The sequence below is a fragment of the Mycobacterium yunnanensis genome (assembly GCF_025823185.1).
Taxonomy (GTDB): domain Bacteria; phylum Actinomycetota; class Actinomycetes; order Mycobacteriales; family Mycobacteriaceae; genus Mycobacterium; species Mycobacterium yunnanensis.
In genome coordinates, this window is sequence record NZ_JACKVK010000008.1 from 533,334 (window position 1) to 551,611 (window position 18,278).

The window sequence follows — 18,278 nt, forward strand, 5'->3', positions numbered from 1 at the left end:
AGTCCGTGAGAACTCCAGTTAACGAGATCGGGGTTTGATTCCCGCGCCGTCTGCCGATTTTTTCCGTAACGTTGCTAACGATGCGGGGAGAGACGGATTGGAACAAACGGATCGGCAGCCAGCTAGAGGTGCCGTCACCAGCGCGGCGCCAACCATCGTTCGCTCGCCCGGTCTCGGCCGCTGACACGCCGTCATGGCGAAGGTGGTAACCCGACGATGTCCCAAGGATGTCAAAGCCCAGATGCTTATGTGGACAAAGTGATTGGAAATAATTATGGGTAGCATCCAGCATTTGTCGATGCGTGTCCCGTGGCGCGACAGGGCGTGGGACGCGGCCATCTGCGACGATCCGCTTGGCAACTCGTCCTGCACCCTTCTCGCCAACATCGGCCCAAACCGGGACGACGAGTACGAGGCCAAAAACTCCTCTGCCAGCATCGACACTCTCGACGCCAGTCGTTTGCCATGTTTGAGCGAGCGCGGAACCTTCATGTCGCCCATCGGATATACGGTCACAAAGACCCACCCGTATGCCTGGAGCAACGCGTTGAAGGGATCCCTTCAACCCACTGCAGTATCGATACCCGGATACGCGTTCGAGGCGGTCCCGTTCCGGTGGTTAAACAGGGTAACGCTCACCGACCACGTAGGTATCGGCCGGGTGCCGGCGTACAACCCGACTGCAGAGGATCACGTCGACGACGTGCTCGGCTATACGGGTGCTGCGTGGGTTATGGACGGCGGCAATCAACGCGCTGTGATGAACACCTTCTTCGATCCCGTACAGCCACGTCAGTCCTTGGTGTTCGTGTACCTCAAGCACTCTCCACTGCAAGAGCAACGTACCGATCGCCTACTGGTTGGAGCTGCCTACGTGACAGGCGTGCAGTCTCCGCCAATGTGGAATCAGATTGGAGCCCCGCCGTTTGATTCGTGTATGTGGGAGACGATCGTCGAGCACAGTCTCAGGCCGGACATGAAGGACGGCGTGCTACTGCCGTACCAAGGGCTCGTCCCGTTGCTCGACGACGGGGTGGATATCGATTCTGCACTTGCGTGGGCACCCGAGGGGCGTGACACTGAATTCAGCTATGTCACAGAACATCTCAGTGATGACGCAGCCATCGAGGCATTGGCATCGCTAGAAGGTGCCGCATTGGGAGCGCGGGCACTTGGCTTAGAAGTGACGGATTCCGCCGTTGAGTGGCTGAAGGATCAAACTGAGCGCCTGTGGCAATTGCGCGGCCCGGTTCCTGGCCTGGCGGCAGTGCTCGCGTTCATTCGCGTCGAGCAGCCCTACGTCGCCGGGCGGGTAGTTCTCGACGCAGCCGGCGACGCTAGTCCCTGGAGCTTCGTTCGCGGCATCCTCGACGATCACAGCTCCACTCCACCGTCGTTGAAGACGCATCTAACCTCGACCGTCTCTCGGATCTGGTCGAAGCTGGGATCCGATCGGCATGAAGTCCTTCAGCTACTCGCTGCTCTCGATATTTCGCCGGCTCAGGCCGAGATGTTGATGACCGGCGGGACCGAAGTGGAATGCTCGCCCGTCGATCTGCTTGAGAATCCGTACTTCGCAAGTACGTGTACCTACGGGATGGATCTGCACATTCCGTTCACCACGATCGATCGGGCACTATTTCCACCGACCCACGTCACTTGGGAGCCCTCGATTCCCGGTCAATGCCAATTCGATGACCGCCTTGACCGCCGGCGGGTAGAGGCACTCTTGGCGGACGTGCTCGAAAGGCAAGGTGGACAGGGGGATACGCTTCTGCCCGTAGGCGAAGCGATCGATCTTGCGAACGCCGTAGTCCTCAGTCGGCCTCCAAACCTCGCCACCGTAGTCTTAGCCGGACTAGATCTGGATCATGAGTCGCTCAAGGATTATGACGATTGGTCGCCAGTGACGAGCGTGTTGCTCGCCGACGGGACGTCGGCATTCAAGCTCACTCGATTCGAGGACACTGCCCGAACCATCCGTGACTGGGTTGCAGAACAGGAGAATAAGACCAACCTGGGCCGTCTAAGTGACGCACGAAAAGTGCTCGACATCGCTCTCGCGAGCAACGAGAACGTTCGGTCGGATGGGGTGGGGATCGACGAACTCGAAGAACTCGCGCGTGAGGAGAAGTCGGTGGGGCTCTCCGAGCTGCATGATTCTCCGCTGTCCGTGCTTATCGGTCCCGCAGGTACGGGCAAGACGACGCTCCTTCGCGCCCTAGTCGAGTATCCCGGTGTAGCGGATGGCGGCGTGCTGCTGCTCGCGCCCACCGGTAAGGCACGGGTTCAACTGGAGACGAAAGTCGGGCTCCCCGCCAAGACGCTCGCTAGCTTCCTTAGCGCATCAAGACGGTACGAGGGTGCGAGTGGTCGTTACCTGACATGGGGCGACCAACAACCGCGACACAGCTATGGGCTGGTGGTGATCGACGAGGCTTCCATGCTGACCGAAGAGATGCTGGCGGCAACGCTCGATTCCTTTACTGGTGTCCGACGGCTGGTCCTCGTCGGAGATCCCCGGCAGCTGCCTCCAATCGGGCCGGGACGGCCGTTCGTTGATTTCATCGACACGAAGAGGCCCGTCGCGTTCGACGGTCCAGTCCGGGTGGCGCCCGGGTACGTAGAGCTTCAAGTGCCACGTCGTCAGCTTCCCGAGGGCGGCCACGGCGCCCGGCATGATCTCGATTTGGCGGCGTGCTTCGGCGGCGAGACGAGGGGCGCTGGAGACGATGCGATTTGGTCCGAGCTCGCTGCAACTCCCAGTCGGCCGACGGTCCGCTACATTTCGTGGGGCGACACACCAGTCGTTGAAGTGCTTATAGACGCCTTGAAGGACGAATTGCCCCTAGAGGCCAATGACAATGCCGATTGGTCCTTCGCCATGACGTACGGCGCCACCGTAAACGGCGCGTACCTCAACTGGGAACCGGGCGCGGGCCAGCACGCTGAAGACTGGCAGATACTTTCTCCGACCCGGTCAAGGGCATTCGGGACGGTCGAACTGAATCGTCACATCAAGCGCACTTATCGCATGAAGGACACCGAGTTCGCCCAGCGAAATGCAAGGTCGAATATCCCGAGTCCGATCGGACCAGAGCAGATTGTCCGCGGCGACAAGGTCATGCAAACGGTCAACAAGAAGCTCAAAGCCTTTCCAAAGGACGGCGGCATGAACTATGTCGCCAACGGCGAGATCGGCGTAGCGATAGGCCGCATTACGCCGAGCAAGACACGTAAGAAGAACTCGCTGTGGCTGAACGTCGAGTTCTCGTCGCAACGCGGGTTTCAGTATGGATATTGGCCAACGAAGAACGAGGATGTGCTTCTCGAACTTGCCTGGGCAGTGACCGTGCACAAGTCCCAGGGCTCAGAGTTCGAGAAGACTTTCCTGGTACTACCGGCCAGGGCCAACGTGTCCCGTGAGTTGATGTACACCGCTCTGACTCGGCAGAAGGGCAAGGTGGTGATCCTCCATGAGGGCACGCTTTCTGAGTTGCGTGAGCTCGCCGCGCCCTGGCGCTCGGAGACAGCACGTCGGCTGACGGATTTGTTCGCTGCTCCCAATCCGGTCTCACTGGACCTGCGCGGTGAGCGGCGTCGATATGAGCGACGACTGATCCACGTCTCTGCGAACGGCACTCCAATGGCGAGCAAGAACGAAGTCATCATCGCGGGGCTCCTCGACCGGCTAGTGCCGGACAAGTGGAGTTACGAAGAGCCATTTAAGGGTGATGATGGTCGAGAGGTTCTTCCGGACTTCACAATTCACGCTCCCGATGGGCGCAAAATCTATTGGGAGCACGCGGGCATGCTCGATGTGTCGGACTACGCGCGCAAATGGGACTTCAAGAAGGCGTGGTACCGCGAGAACGGCGTGCTCCCGCACGACGATGAAGATGCCGTCGGCGACGTGTTGATTTGGACGGATGACTTGAAGGGTGCGGATGCGCAGGCCTGGCTTGCGTTCGCGTCGAAGGTCCTCGGCGTAACCGCAACCGATGAGGCGGTTAGCGATGCCCCGGCCAAGCGGCGTGTCGTGAAAAAGGCGGCGCCGAAGATGGTGAAGTAGCTATTTGATTGTGTTGTCGAGTTGTCCACCGTCGACGCGACAGTTTGCCATCGACTCCGACATGCTGTCGGATCTGCCGGTTGCTGCCGCCGCGAGTTGAACTCATCTCAAAATCGAGGCCACCACGGTGTGACGGAGGTCGGCAGCATTCGTCAGCTGAACCGCCTCGTCCTTGCTGGTGCTCACTACATCAGCCATGCCGGCCCTATTCTGATCGAGGATGTAGCTGCCCGGCGCTACCCCGCTTGTCGCCGCTCGAGATGTCCGAGACTGGGACTTGTGCGCCGGAGCAGCAGCCAACGAGTCTGGCCGCGGTCAATGCTTCGAAGACAAGCAGTTTCTTGACCCACTTTCAACCCCAGTGCGTCCGAACGTAGTCCAACGCTTCCGCCACGTTGAGCGCTCGCGTCGCGTTGTTGAGCCGAACGAACAGTTCTGTCTCCCCCTTGGCGCCCTTGACGAAAACAGGTGCAGGCGAGGCTTTGACGTCGACCCGACAGACTGTCGCGTCAGCCGAGCTCTCGAAGGAGACGCCAGCCTTGGCCACCGCGGCAGGGCCCATCTTGTTGTCGAGCAAGTTACTCAACCAAAGGGTGTACCCATCAAGGTTCGCCTTCTGTCCCAGTGTTGGCAGATCTGCCTCAATACCGGTGATTTCGCCGTCATCCTTGACACCTATCAGCAGGGTTCCTCCTGCTGCGTTGAGGAAGCCTGCCACGGCCTTCACGACCATCTGCTCGAGTACTGGGTCCTTCTGTCCTGTATGGCGATTCAACCGTCCAGTTTGTTTGAACTCGATATGACGTCCCTCGCCTCGCTCGATGAGAACGGGTACCGCTTCTCGCTCAACGGACTCGACGTCTGCGACTGTTGCGGCTTGCGGGACTGAATCCAGTTCGTCTTCGGTACTGTCCGGCTGCTCGGGTACCTCCACCCAATATTCGTGACCGGTGTCGCGTTCGATGTAGCTGAACGCCGTTTTTGCGTAGTCGTGAGCCGCTAGTTTTTTGAGTTGCTCCTTGACGCGACGCCGGCCCTCCAGCGCGAACTCCAAATACTCACGCAGCTCGGCCCGCGTCCACTCGCCGTGTGGGTGAAGAATTTTCAGAAGGCCTGAGACGGTCTTCCGCACACTCTTCTCGTCTCGGGCCGAAAGGCTGGCCCCAAGGGCAAACTCCTCGTCGATTGCACGTACGAAACTGTCCTTGCGAAGCTGCCGCAACGCCTCCGCGAAGTAATCGGATACGAATCCAAAGTGGTTGGTGAACAAGCGCGATTCGAGTTTTGGTGTCTCCCAGCCAGGAAGGTAGAAGTGAATCCGGTCGAGGAATGCAGGGTCGATCATGGCTGGGGGAAGATCAGCGAAGAGGTGGGCGGTGCGGACTAGATCTGTGTGAGGCTTGCTTGTATTGCCGATCAGAACGACCGAGGCCTCTGCGGGGACCTCTTCCTTGCCGCGGGCGAAGGACCCGGACTCCATGTAGTCCTTCAACATGTTGACGACGGAAGTGTCAGACATTTGTAGGCCCGCGACTTCGTCAAACGTGACGACGTCCCACGTACCTAGCAGACCGACACGCCCGGTGGACATATTGATGAAAAGCTGTGCAACGGTGACCTTTCCGCCAGAGATTAGTATGGCGTTGGGATTCGATTCTCGATAGACGAAGCTCTTGCCGGTGCCCCAGGGGCCCAATTCGATCAAGTTGTAGTTGCGCTCAGCCATTGGGATGAGTCGCGTCAAGGCGAGTAGCTTGCCTCGATTGCTGTACTCGTTCGGCTCCAAACCAATCGTGCGCATAACGAGGTTTAGCCAACTGTCTCGGCTGAATTGTCGCCGTCCGTCGAGGTAAGCCTCACGGTCGAACGCAGCCACTTGGATCGGCTTGAGTGACTTGATGTAAAAAGGACGCTTCTTGTCTTCGTCGTCCTCGGCGTCGTAGATGAGGTCGAGTTGTGACCAGGCGCCGCCCTGGAGCAGGCGGTCGTAGCGGTAGACGAGATCTTCGCCGATGTGTACGTACTTGTCGTTGAAGTTCTGCAAGTGCGCCCAGAACTTGTCCTCGCTAGCGACCAGGCGAACGTCCACCTTGTCAATCAGGCGTACTTGGCCGCGTTGTTTTACGCGCGCCTTGGTCAGTTCGGCCTCGTCGGGGCGGATGAAGTTCTCCCGAAGCGTCTGGTTCACGACCTCAAGTCCCGCCTCGATGGCGGCCGGATCGTCTGTGGCGGCGTACTTACCGATCAGAAACTCCAGCACGTAGACAGGCACGTTGGAGCCGACTTTGACTTGACGTACGAGATCCTTGCGAACGACTCGCCCTGCAAACGTCTCGTTTGCGAGCTTGTCGAGAGCATCCGAGGTGCTAGTCAAGGTCATCCTCCACGATTACGGGCGCAGCTACCGAGACCGTCTGTTTCGCAACCGTTCGGCCGGTGGAGGCGTCAAGTGCCTGCAAATCGATCGTGTCTCCCTTTGCGAGATTGGCAGTTACCTGGAACGTCACCACGCTAGTGCGCGCTCCCGACAGCGTGACGGTTCCGCTTTGTGCGTCAACGCCGTCACCTGAAACCGGACGGGCGACCGGCTGACCGTGCCGACTCGCGACTGGCCTAACGGTGAGGTCGTCCGCGAAAAGAGATGGGTCAAATTCCAAGGTGATCGCGAAGACGCCCGTCACAATACGTTCGCCGGCCAGCCCCAGTCGTACGGTTTCCCCGGTGGGCCGCGGGGGCTCGTCCAGGTCGATGATGACCACCGGAACGATGAGCTCTTGCGGAGAGAGGCCGCCGTGAAAGAATTGTGTTGCGCCGCCGGCCCTGAACACCGCAAGACCTCGCGGAACGGTGATCTCGGAATCGCTGGTCACTCCGCAGGCTGAAAGTGGCAGCTTGGCAGTAGCTGTCTGGGGAACACCACCATGACCCACAAAGCACCTCCGCTTGAGAACACCCACGGCTCCACTCGGAGGGTCGACGATGCGGTGGGCGCCAATGCCCTGACTGAGCGCGATAAAGCCGTGATCCGCGCTCAGTACGAAACGTCGAATACCTGCGCTGGCAAGCCGTGTGATGACGGTGGCGAGCAGCTGGTTGACTGCCGAGAACGTCGTCCATGCTGCGGCCAACATCCCACTTTCGCCGGCCGCGTCGACTTCTTGAGACCGGACGACCACAAGCGAAGCGTCCTGTATCGACCGATGTAGCGACTGCTCTGACTTGTTGGTTGCGTCGTTTAGGTCGAGATCGACGACGGCGCCATGCCTCAGCCGTAGGTGTGAGATCCGGTCCGCCACGGTCTTCACCGCCTGACCCCCGACCGACACCACGATCGAGTCGTTGTCGATCTTCACCTGCAAGGTCTCGGCCGCGCCCGGCAGTAGTGATGCCATCCCTACGGGAGTAATGGTCGGCGCTGCCGCGACTGCGGGCAGGAGTTGTATCTTGCCGGGCAGATTCTTCAGAGCGCCTACGAGGTCCTGCGCGAGTTCGTAACGCAGCGCGTCGACCCAGATGTATGCGACGCGATCGTGTCCGGTGACTAGGCGATCGTGTATCTCGCCTTGGCGCATCATGTCTCCTGGATCGACACCTTCGCTGAGCGCGGCGTCAACGAAAGTGTTCAGGAGCTCGTTAAGCCATCCGTCGTATTGGTCGCGGGCGTGGTTGAGCAGACCGTCGAGGTCTCCCAATGCGCCGACGGTTGTTCGCACCAATTCCAATGTCCGATGGGCGCGATCAACCGTATAGCCGCGATCGGCGTACCACGCCAGCTGGGAAGAGACTGAGCCCGGAGCGACGGGATTCGTATCAATCGAGTCCTCGAGCGTTGCCATCGCTTCGAATACCCGCCAGCGTGGCGCCCACTCTCTCGCCTCATCGACGAACGGGCTTATGTTGAGCCGTGTTTCGGCAATCGTGCGCGCCGGGGCTCGGTTGCCCGCACGAAATTGCTCAATTGCCGTGTCGAGAGCTAGTTGCTCGACGCTCTCCGTGCCCGGCACTGCAGCGAGCCGATCGTCCCAGTTCAGGGTCTGCGCGATCTTCAGCGTTAGATCGGTCTTTGTCGCCAGCGACCTGTAACCCTCCCGACCGTCCGGCGTCGACAAGACCTGACGTAGTACCAGACGCGATCGTTCACGCTGCTTTGCGGACGCCTGCGGTGTTGCCGTCGCCAGGTCGCCGTGGGGCGGGCCGCCGAGCGCAATAGCGAAATCGTTCAGCAACAGACCCGCGAAGAGGGCCTCCTGTCTCTTTGACGCTGCCGGAATTTGGACTCCGACCATCTGATCGACGAAGTCTCGTGCGATCTCGTCCGCGGCAGCCTTTGTAATCTCGTCGTCGCGGTTGCCGAGCAGCAGTGACACAAGCATTGTCGTGGAATCAGTGGTGCCCAATGCCGAGATCAATCGTGCGTCTGCCGATTCGTCGGCGCTCAAGGCCTGTTCCGCGCCCGTGAGTGTGAAAGCGGTCCGTGCTAGATCGTCGATTCGAGTTTGCGTCAGCTCTCCGGTCAGCGACTGGCTAATGAGCGTCGCGAGCCGCAACGTGAAACGGATCCCCATTGAGCGGACTTCCGCTAAAGGATCCTCGGATGGTGCCTTTGCCGCGATGTACACAACAAGTCTTGGCGGCTGGTCTCCGCCGATCGCGTCATCAATGCGACGACGCAGCTCATACCAACTGCCACTGAACTTTTCGAACCTGGTATCCGCGGGGCACATTGTCTCGGCGACGTCGTCGTACTCCCGGGCGTCGTCGTTCCAAATCACGAGGCCGTGCGCGTCGACCTTTCGAGCGAGCTGCTCCGTTAGGCCGGATCGGAGGTTGGTCATAGTTGGTTTCTCCAGGTGTGGGTGGTGGCCCAGGGGTTTTTGCCGGCTTTGGTGTCGGTGAGGGTTTTGGCGAGCTCTGGCCAGTCGGGGATGAGTGTGTTCAATGGTGCTGCGGTGAGGGGGAATCCGTCGTTGAGGTCGGGGATCCAGCCGCTGTTGGCGAGGCGTTCGGCTTCGCGGCGGAAGGTGCTGAGTTCTTCGGCGAGTTCTTGTTCGGCGGTCAGTGCGGTCATGACTTGTTGGGTAGAGCGGCCGGCGCCGCCAGCGTCGCGTTCGCCTTGCAGCCGCAGGAGTTCGCTTTCGGCGCGGGCCATGCGGGATGCAGCTGCACCGGCGATGGCGAAGAGGGTGTCGCGGCGCAGTGTTGGGGCGTAGAGCCAGAGTCCCCATCGTCGGCTGGGGACGGTTAGTGGCCAGTACAGGGGGGCGGTGCGTTTGCTCTTGGAGTAGCGGGTGCGGTGGTGGCGGAAGAATCCTCGGCGCAGCAGAGCACGTAGGTCGGTGGCGTCGAGGATGGTGGTGAGTTCGTCGAGGACGGCGTCGGTGTCGGGGAACAGCGTTGTGGCGGCGCGGGTTATGGCGTTGACGATGTCGTGGGGGTGGCCGGGTTCATCGAGGAGCAACCCGTCCGGGGGAAGTTCCAGTGGATAGTTCTCGGGCGCCGATGTGGCTGGGAATCCGTCGGTTCCGACGAGCATGCCTGGGGGACATAGCGGCACCGGATCAAGTGGATCGGGTCGCGGTGGCGCCAACGCGGGGTTGATACCGATGCGGATGTCCCAGCGGCCGAACGCGGCACCAACCAGATAGGACAATAAATCGTGAGCGCTACCTGCCGGCTCGCCGTCGGGCAAAGCACCCGCCGGCAGCCGATCGACCAACGAACGCGGATGAACTCCTTCTAGCGTGGCCGCCAATTCCAAACGGCGATCGACGACTTGGTGCTGCAAGCCGATCCAGCGAGCAATGCCCAGCTTCTCGGCAGCCAGATCGACGATCTCGCGAACTGGCTTGCTCAGCAGCGAGGAATTCACTGAAGTGCTATGTGGCAGATCGGTGACCAACGGTCCGTCCGCGTCATACAACGCAGCTTCAGCTTCTCCGTCCGGGTCCAGTGCGGCCGAGAGGGCGCGGTCGATCTCGTCGTGAGCTTCGATGACCGCCAGCGCGACCTCGAGTTGATTGCGGTACGCCGCTGCAGCGCGCTGCCGAATCGTTGCCGCCTCGATACCCAGCACGGCTGGTTTCACGAACCGCCGCGCAGACTCGTCAAACTCACCAGATACGGCCAACGGGGCTAACGCATCGCTCGTATAACCGCCGACTAGCGTCGACAATGCAGTGTCGCTACAGACCGCATCTGGGAATGAGCGGATCGTTCCCACTTCATAGCTCCGAGACATGTCGCTCTGGTTTTCATCTGCTCCGGTGGCAGTGGTCTCGATCATGAGCCGCGCGAACCGTGAGTTCAAAAAACCGAGATAGTGCATCGAGGAATCGGCACTGAATAGGCAAGGCCCCTTGTCTGCGAAGATGCAGCCCATCGGTAATGCGCGAACAGAGAATGCACTATTCGTACGACGAGGCCAGGTCACACCCGTTCGGAAGTAGAAGCGTTCGTTGCGGATGTAAGCCTTATCGAATGCTTTAAGTCTTTGGCCGTTGTTTTCGTAGTCGACGACGAGGTGGATGTCGGACCAGTAGGGGGCGTAGGTGCCGCCTTTGGCGAAGGGGGCCCAGCGGCGGGTGGCGGTTTCCTCGCGGGTGCGGGCGATTTGGCGGGGGTCGACTTCCCAGAAGGCGCGAACGAAGCGGCCGTCGTCGCTGGTTTGTAGCCCGACGACGGCATCGGCGTGTTCGCCGATCGATGGGAGTTCGGCGAATAGGCGCAGGATGGCGTGGCTGGCGGAGTAGGCGATGGGGGAGCCGGGCAGGGTGGCGAAGGTGCTTTGGGGGATGCGGTAGATCCGGCGGTCCGGTGCGTTGGTCTGCGCGTTGTAGATCGCTTCGCTGAGACCGTTCGCTTTGTCGGCGTCGCGCAGCATGCGGATGAAGGTGGCGGTGGCCTCGGGTTCGGGTGTTTGGTTGCGGATGACGTACGCGGCGGCTTCCACTTTGGCTTGTGACATGACGCGGTAGCCGAGGTCGGCGAGGGTGATGAGTTGGTGGCCCAGGATGATCTGCTCGCGCCACGGACGGAAGGTGCTGGTGAACAAGCCAGCGCGGCCTGTGATGGCGCCGAGGTATCCGCCGGGTTTGCACAGCTCCAAGCCGCGTCCGACGAAGATGGCCAGCAGGTCCAGGCGGGTGGGTGCCCAGGGGTAGGCGGCGCGCAGGTAGTCGCGGGTTTCGGTGATTGGATCCCCGAACGGGGGGTTCATCAAGACCACGTCGTAGCGTTGAGTCAACGCCTCTACGAACCGCAACGCATCTTCACCGCCGGCAGCGAATAGTCGTTCGGCTGCAGTCGAAGTCGTCGCATCCGCCAGGTGCGATAGCGCATCACGCAGGATGGCCTCGTCGTCGGCGAAGGCGCCATGCTCGGCGGTCAGTGTGGGTTGCGCGGCGTTGGCGGCGACGCCCGGAAGGCCGGCGCGGCCAAGACGGTCCTGCAGCGCGAGTTCGGCTTTGAGCGCCGACCCCAACAGCGGGGCCTCTTTGAGTGCTTCGGCTACGTCGGTCAGCACGTCGACGTGATAGGTCGACAGACCAAGGTGATCGAGGATGGTCGGATCTAGATCAGGCAGGCCGCGGGCGGTGATGATGTGCGGACTGGGCAGCGCAAGATGTTTCGCGCTGCCCCGTGCCCGCAAGGTCACCGCCGTGGCAGCGACCTGAGCGGGCCGTAGATCGATGTCGATGCCCCATAAACTGTTCACGATGTGGGGGGCGGCATCGGCCGGCTTGACACCGGCGAGCTCCCATGCCGTCTCTAGCAGGTCGTAGGCACCGAGCAGGAAGTGGCCACTACCCACCGCAGGATCCAGCACCCGGATATCCTCTAAATCCCAAGGTGTGCCGCAATATCCGGGCGGGTCGACCAACAACGACAGCTGCGATGCCAGCTGGCCGGTCGGATCGTGGGCGGCGAGGTGCCGGCCGAGGGTGTTCTGTATGAGGTAGTCGACGACGTAGCCGGGGGTGAAGAACTGGTTTCGTACCGCCAGTTCCCGCGATGTGCGTGGGGTGGCCGATGCTTCGCGCATCGCGTCGCGTTCCTCTTTGCGGTTGAAGAACTGATACGCCCAGCCCAACGTGTCATCAGCAGCCCACAGGTCTGCCAAGGTCGGGTCGGCGAGCACGTCCACTAGTTCGTCCAACGCTGATGGTGACGGCATCAGCTTCAACAGCGGGTTGCGCGGATCGAACAGTTGCGGAACGTCGCCGGCCAACTCGTCACCACACAACGCCAGATACGTTGCGTAGCCGCGGGTGTCGTCATCGACCAACGCAGGGGCAAGTTCGAGAAGATCGGTGAACCCGTGGGATCCGCGGCCCGCGGCTAACGACTGGGGGAACAACCCCGACTGCTCGGCGATGCGGATCGACAACAGCCGATTCAGGTGCGTGAACACGGCCTCGCGGATCATAGCCGTCACTGCCAGATCATCACCAGTTTCCTGCAGCCGCAGATACTCCAGGACCGTCAACAATTCACGGCGATCGGCCAACTCGTTCGGATCCAACTGCAGCTGGCGCTCGTCGACGACACGACCGTCGGCATCGATGCCGTACCTACCCGCAGCCACCGACACCAGATCAGCCTCAAGCAACCCCCGCGCCGCCAACACCACATCCTCCAAGCGGGCACGCTGATCAACCGTCAACGACGTCACAACAACCTCACCTGACTCTTACCCTCAGCCCACCAACCCTCCACGCCTTCGCGTATCAGATTCAGGGCTGCGTTGAGCGAAGCCTCATCGGCGATCGGTTCAGGTACCAAGGATGCAACCTCGAGCCGAGCTAGCTGGCCCTGTGCTCGGAGCTCCTCCAACTGGGCGGTCGCAGCGCGAGCCCGAGCGCGCGCACTGTCGATACGTGCGATTGATGTGGCTGCGGGAAAATCGTCCGCCTCAGCGGGAGGCGCCACCTGTTCAAGCACTCGCGCGGCTTCTTCGACGACGTTCGGATCCGTATCTGGATAGGCAATATCGATCCGTTGTCGCAAGTCGTGTATCTCATCTTTCAGCTTGTGCGCGGCGTGCCGGTTCGCGTCTTGACGAGCACTGCGGATCGCTTCCGTCAGGCTCGATACGCGTGCGACATGCTCCAAGAGGTCGCTACCCGACAAAAGCTCGCAAAGCTCGCGGTAATTGGGCTGCTGCTCATCGGAGACCTCGGACCCGTGATGGCGGGTCTCGTCCACCGCCGCACGGAAGTCCTCCAATTGGGCCGATATCGTCGAGTGAGCTCGCTCGATCGCGGGCAAATCGCTCGCCAGGTCGGCTCTGCTCGCGAGGGCGGTAATGACAACTCCGTCGTCGTCTGCCGTCGCCAACTGTTTGAGGAGGTCAAGTGTGCGGCTCACGGCTGGCGGTGTCGCCAAGCCAAGTCCTTTGAGTTGGGAATCGACTTCTTGAGCGATCGGTTGATACGGCGTCGCATAGCCGCGAACTACTCCAGCCAGCACGTCGACGCCGAGGCCGGGAACCTGGACGCCGTGATCTTCCAGCCATTGAGCCAGCTCGGCTCGATCGTCGGTCGTGACGCCCGATCCCGATGACTGTGGGCGCAACAGCGCTGTGCGGAAACGCGGCAACGTCGTGAGCACGGCGTCGAGACGACCGTCCGTGGGATTCCGCATCACTTGGCCTTGATGCACCACTTCCAGTAGACCGGTTCGCAACGCCGCGGCGGCCAGAACCTGGATCACTTCAACGGATGCCCCCCATGGGGGACTGCTGAAGTGCCGCTCGAGGGCGTCACCGTTCGCATCCTGGCCGTAGTTTGCCCGCTTGCGCGCCTCCTGGACCAACTCCGCCAATGGCCCAGTGTCAGTAGTGAATTGAGGCCCTTGCGGCGTTTCATGTGTTAATCCGATGCCGTCCGGCCCGAGATAGGTTGGAAGCGCTCGTAGATCGCTTGTTCGGAGCACCGTCAGAATATCTTCGCGACGTACGGGTGCCGTGAACTCGCGGATCTGCGGGTATATATCGGGAACTCGGCTCGCCACTGATAGCTGCGCGGCCGATCTCAGGTCGGCACCTGTCGGTTCCTCAACTGTGCCTCGGAAGAAAATGCGCCCGCCTATCAAGTCCGCGGCGAGTCTCCCCAAAGCCTTTGCCTCGTTGCGTCGTTGACGCTCTCTCTCCTCGCCGAGAAGCTCAAGCTCGGCAGGCGCTTTTGTCGGCGTATCTCTTCGCTGGATGATTTCTCTACTCCGGTGAACTTCGAGCAGAATCTCGAACGTCGCCTCCGACACTTGATAAGCCCACGTGATGCGGGTGTTCTGTTCTTCTCGCCGAGATCGTGCCCGGACCTCGTCGTAGTCCTGCTCGCGATGGTCTTCGAATGACAGAATCAAATCGCCGGGGCTCACCGTCTCGCCATCCACGTCCACTCTGACTCGGAAGGTTCGCGTGTCGGTCACGCTGAGCCCGCTGAGGGCTCCTCTGATTATTTCGCGGCGCAGCCGAGTGGCTCCGCCCGGTGACAGATCGATGCCGCGGCGGGTCTGTTCCCAATCCTTTTGTTCAGAAGACTGGAGCCGATAACCGTCGTTGCTCTCGCGAATTCGGTCGTCGGCCAACTGATTGGCAACGGCGGATTCTACTGCGACACGCACACTTTCGGCGCCCACGCTCGGATGCAAGAGGACGGCAATGTTTTCCGCCTGCAGCGGAAGCGCTGGAACCTCAGAGCACAGCGCGATCACCTTCAGCACCTTGGTGTCGAAGCTGTCTTGACCGTAAGTGGCGGCCACCTGCTCTATTTCGGATCGCCAAGCCGTGGGAATGAGCTCGGTAAGTAGGTCGTAACTTCGATCGAGAGTCACAAGCCCGCCGACCTCGGCAGGGCCCAGACCGGACCGAGGATCGATCACCAGCTGCTGAGCGTGGCGAATGATGGTTCGGGCTGCGCCGCCGATCGTTGGCGATGCCCCTCCTTGGGCTCTCCGTGCGGACACGGCGTCAATGAGCAGCTGAATTTGGTACGGAACCATCGGGTAGAGCCGCACCACTTCATCGCGCGATGGTGACTTGGCTCGAGTCGGTGAATTCAACTGAGTGTTGGCAGACAACTGATTCCAAAACTGCTCGACGCGGTGCTCAACTTCTGACCGCCCAGTCTCGGTCTTGTCTAGGACGCGCTTGCTTGTAACTTCCTCGATGTCTTCAGGTAGCAGGTCAACTCGGAGAGGAAACCGGGCTTGAGCGCGTGCTAGCTCGACTTGCCGAGCTTCCAGACTGTCGACTACGTCGTTGAGTCGCTCCTGCGACGTAACAACAAGCCATAGCTTGCCCAGCTTCTTCTGGAAAGACTCGGCAAGACCCTGCAGATCCAACATTCTTTGGATCGACCGGGCGACATATTGGCCGGCTTCGTCGACGACGAAGCACAGTCGTTTGGCGCCGTCACCTCGCCGCTCCAACAACTCGATCGCCCGAGCGGCGAACCAATCGGCGTCTATGTCGGGTTGCGTTGCACCCCGGGCCCATGAGTCCGCGCTGGAGTACGTCTGCGGGTCCAGTTCATGCAGTACTCGGCTGGCCTCGTTGCGAGCAAGTGCCGTGAATCTGCGATCAGTCCATGATCGACCGTGGAGCTCAGCGAACTTGTCGACGAAAGTTGACAGTAACCCATCGTTTTCAAGTGTTAGTTCGAGCTCGGCAAGCAAGATATTGCTTGCGTACCCCAGCTTCTTGAGTAATGCCCGGTACACCGGGAGTACAACGCTATCGTCCTGTCGTCCAACGACATCCGAACCGGTGGCGAGGTTCAACAAGACAGTCAGTGTCGGTGCTTGGGCGTGAATCGTTGACAAAATCGCTTTGACTTCAGGGGCGTGCGTTCGGGCGAAGAACCGGTCTACGGCGGTGACGTCGTCGATGACATTGTTCTCAAGGAGGAAACCGATCATCTTCGCCCAGCTGGACTTGCCAGATCCGAAGAAGCCCGACACCCAAACCGTGCAAGATTCGTTTGGAGTGAGGATCGATTCTTGGTATTCATTGAGTACGTACTTCATTTCAGACACGATGTGATCCGTAGCAACGTATTCATCCAACTCGGACGCGACGACAGCCGGGTCGGTCATGTCGACCTTGACTACTTCCTCGATTCGACGGAAGATGTCGCGACGAAAAATGTCTTCGATTTTCATAGAACTTGCTCCCGTGTAACGATGGCTGCGCGGTATCCATAAGCTGGTTCTGATTTGCCCAAAAAGCTCAAGCCGTAGTCACCAATCAGCCGGCCCGGGTAGAGGAGTGTCACCGGGCGTAGAAGGCGCCCCTGAAGGTCATCTAACAATGTCGATGTGCGATACGCCGGGTATAACACTCCTGCTTGGTATAGAAACACGGCCGTCCGCGAATGTTGATACTGGTCGACCGCGGCGATGACTCGATCAGGCAGGGTAGGCGAGTGGCGAAGTATTTCGCCGACCGATTCGAAAATCTCATTGAGTGCAGTTGTGCTTGATGCGCCGCGTTCCTGCGCAATCAACTCTTCAAGAAACCCGGAATCGTCGAGAGCTGACCAGAAGAGCTGGGCGAGTGAAATTGATGCGCAGTTGATGTTTTGATTAGGAAGTTGAAGCCATCGATTCAATTGGCGAAGATCATGCCGAACATTCCACTCTTGCTCTGGAGCGTACTGGTAGACGGTAAATGGCGGTTGCGATTTTTGTTCGTCGAAGTACGAGACGATTTTTTGCCCAACCGCCTGTAGTTCAGCCCGCACCGGCACTCGTAACCTCCTGCAAATTGTTGGCATGCCAATCGATGCGCACCGCCGACCCGGCCGTAGACATCGACAACACGCCAAGGCGTGTGGCTTGACGAAAAAGATCTGAGACGCGCGTCGGATCGAGTAACCATCGGCGCCACACATGACTATTGGAGAGCGACCGTGACGATCCTCCAGCCTCATGAAGGCGCCAAGCTACGTAGCTGAAACCGCGCGGGCTGAGATTCGGCGGCACGATCGTCTTGGTGTTGTCGCCCGCAAGGACGCCAAAGTCCCGCAGGGCAGCGAGGAGTCCGCGGGCGACTTTGAGTCGTACTGTGTCAGTCCACGCCGGCAAATGGCCCAGGGCAGTCATCTGTACCTGCCACGCAATGACCTCTTGAACAGTGACGCCTAGGCGGCCACCGTTCCACATCGCGTACAACGGTTCCTCTGCAAATAGCGCAAGCAGCTTCTCGTCTCGCGACGTCTCGTAATAGCACGCCTCGCGGAAGGCCTGACTGTCGCTCAGCAAGTTCTTGAGGGCAGGAATTATCTGCGGCCCGGGCTCGATCAGCCGTGGGCGGATGATCCGGCGTATGACGTCTTCCGCCCGGGTTCGGGATCGTTTCGCGAGCAGGCCTTGATCAACGATGCGTGTGAGATTGTCGCCCTCGCTAATGGACGGATCCCAAACTTCCACCACGCGGCGACAATCATCGAGTAGTGCTCCGCCCTTTTGAATATTGCCAGTCAAACCTGTTGTCGCCGAGGTCATACGGCGTCAAAGTAGGGGATCTGGAGTGGGCTCGGTGTGGCCACATAGCACTTCGCTAGTTGCTGGACGAGAGCTGACGCTTCGGCGGGGTCCTGTAGGGAACGGACATCAACGAAACCCAAGCGTAGGTTGCCGGCGACTGGCTCTACTTCGGGAGTGCCTTCGGGCAGCCAACGGTCGATGGAAGACGCCGCACTGCCTTTGTCGGTCCAGTTGGCGAGTTCATCGAACAGCGGGTCTACCGGGACGGTCGTCTTCTGTTCGGCTAGCCAGGCGTTTGCCCAACCCAGCGCGGGGAGGTGAGGCGAGTACAAGTGGATGGCACTAGGCCGGCCACTGAACGCGTGGCCGTGCCATCGAGCGCAGGACAGCATCAAGAGCTGGCCGGCGGCTGGTTTCCATGTGCGCGGGAAACTTCGTGACAACACGAAGCGGCCTGCCCGCGAATAGAGTCGCGTGTTCCACCAGCCGGCCAGGTCCGATTCGCCAAGGCGAGCGATGCCCAGAAGGATGCGGACGTCGTCCTCCGCGCTCAGTTAACCCACCCCGCTACTGTTTGTTCAGCTTTCTTGGCACGCTACCGGATCCTCCGTGCTTGAGTGTGTGATCTGACCGTGGGGACGTGTGGGAGTCTGCGTCGGATTTGGTTCGCTCCGTCGGTTCGCGGCGTCTGCAGACGGCGCGCGGTAGCGCGATGGCG

Annotated in this window: 8 protein-coding genes; 1 reads left to right on the top strand and 7 read right to left on the bottom strand. The window is 60.4% G+C overall.

Translation table 11 applies throughout. The features are described 5' to 3' along the window. Positions 1-298: 298 nt before the first annotated feature. Complete coding sequence (locus H7K45_RS12660; RefSeq protein ID WP_263996154.1) at positions 299-4,072, top strand: AAA family ATPase; 3,774 nt, start codon at positions 299-301, stop codon at positions 4,070-4,072. 352 nt (positions 4,073-4,424) lie between these two features. Here H7K45_RS12660 and brxL read toward each other — a convergent pair whose 3' ends face one another. From brxL to H7K45_RS31675, 7 genes are read right to left on the bottom strand one after another with little or no spacing between them, the layout of a single operon-like run. Continuing rightward, positions 4,425-6,452, bottom strand: a complete 2,028-nt coding sequence (gene brxL, locus H7K45_RS12665) for a protease Lon-related BREX system protein BrxL (RefSeq protein WP_263996155.1) — start codon at positions 6,450-6,452, stop codon at positions 4,425-4,427. Continuing rightward, positions 6,439-8,907: a PglZ domain-containing protein gene (locus tag H7K45_RS12670; protein ID WP_263996156.1), complete on the bottom strand. Its 2,469-nt coding sequence runs from the start codon at positions 8,905-8,907 to the stop codon at positions 6,439-6,441. The genes brxL and H7K45_RS12670 overlap by 14 nt, the downstream gene beginning before the upstream one ends. Continuing rightward, a complete protein-coding gene (pglX, locus tag H7K45_RS12675; protein ID WP_263996157.1) occupies positions 8,904-12,743 on the bottom strand; it encodes a BREX-1 system adenine-specific DNA-methyltransferase PglX in 3,840 nt (1,279 codons plus the stop codon). The genes H7K45_RS12670 and pglX overlap by 4 nt, the downstream gene beginning before the upstream one ends. Beyond that, on the bottom strand, positions 12,740-16,234 hold the full coding sequence (gene brxC, locus H7K45_RS12680; RefSeq protein WP_263996158.1) for a BREX system P-loop protein BrxC: 3,495 nt from the start codon (positions 16,232-16,234) through the stop codon (positions 12,740-12,742). Before brxC ends, pglX begins: the two co-directional genes overlap by 4 nt. Then, positions 16,231-16,821 (bottom strand): BREX protein BrxB domain-containing protein, encoded by a 591-nt coding sequence (locus H7K45_RS12685; protein ID WP_263996159.1) that lies wholly within the window; start codon positions 16,819-16,821, stop codon positions 16,231-16,233. Before H7K45_RS12685 ends, brxC begins: the two co-directional genes overlap by 4 nt. Further along, positions 16,805-17,578: a BrxA family protein gene (locus H7K45_RS12690; protein WP_263996160.1), complete on the bottom strand. Its 774-nt coding sequence runs from the start codon at positions 17,576-17,578 to the stop codon at positions 16,805-16,807. Before H7K45_RS12690 ends, H7K45_RS12685 begins: the two co-directional genes overlap by 17 nt. After that, a complete protein-coding gene (locus tag H7K45_RS31675) occupies positions 17,575-18,114 on the bottom strand; it encodes a BrxE family protein (RefSeq protein ID WP_372512560.1) in 540 nt (179 codons plus the stop codon). Before H7K45_RS31675 ends, H7K45_RS12690 begins: the two co-directional genes overlap by 4 nt. Positions 18,115-18,278: the final 164 nt, after the last annotated feature.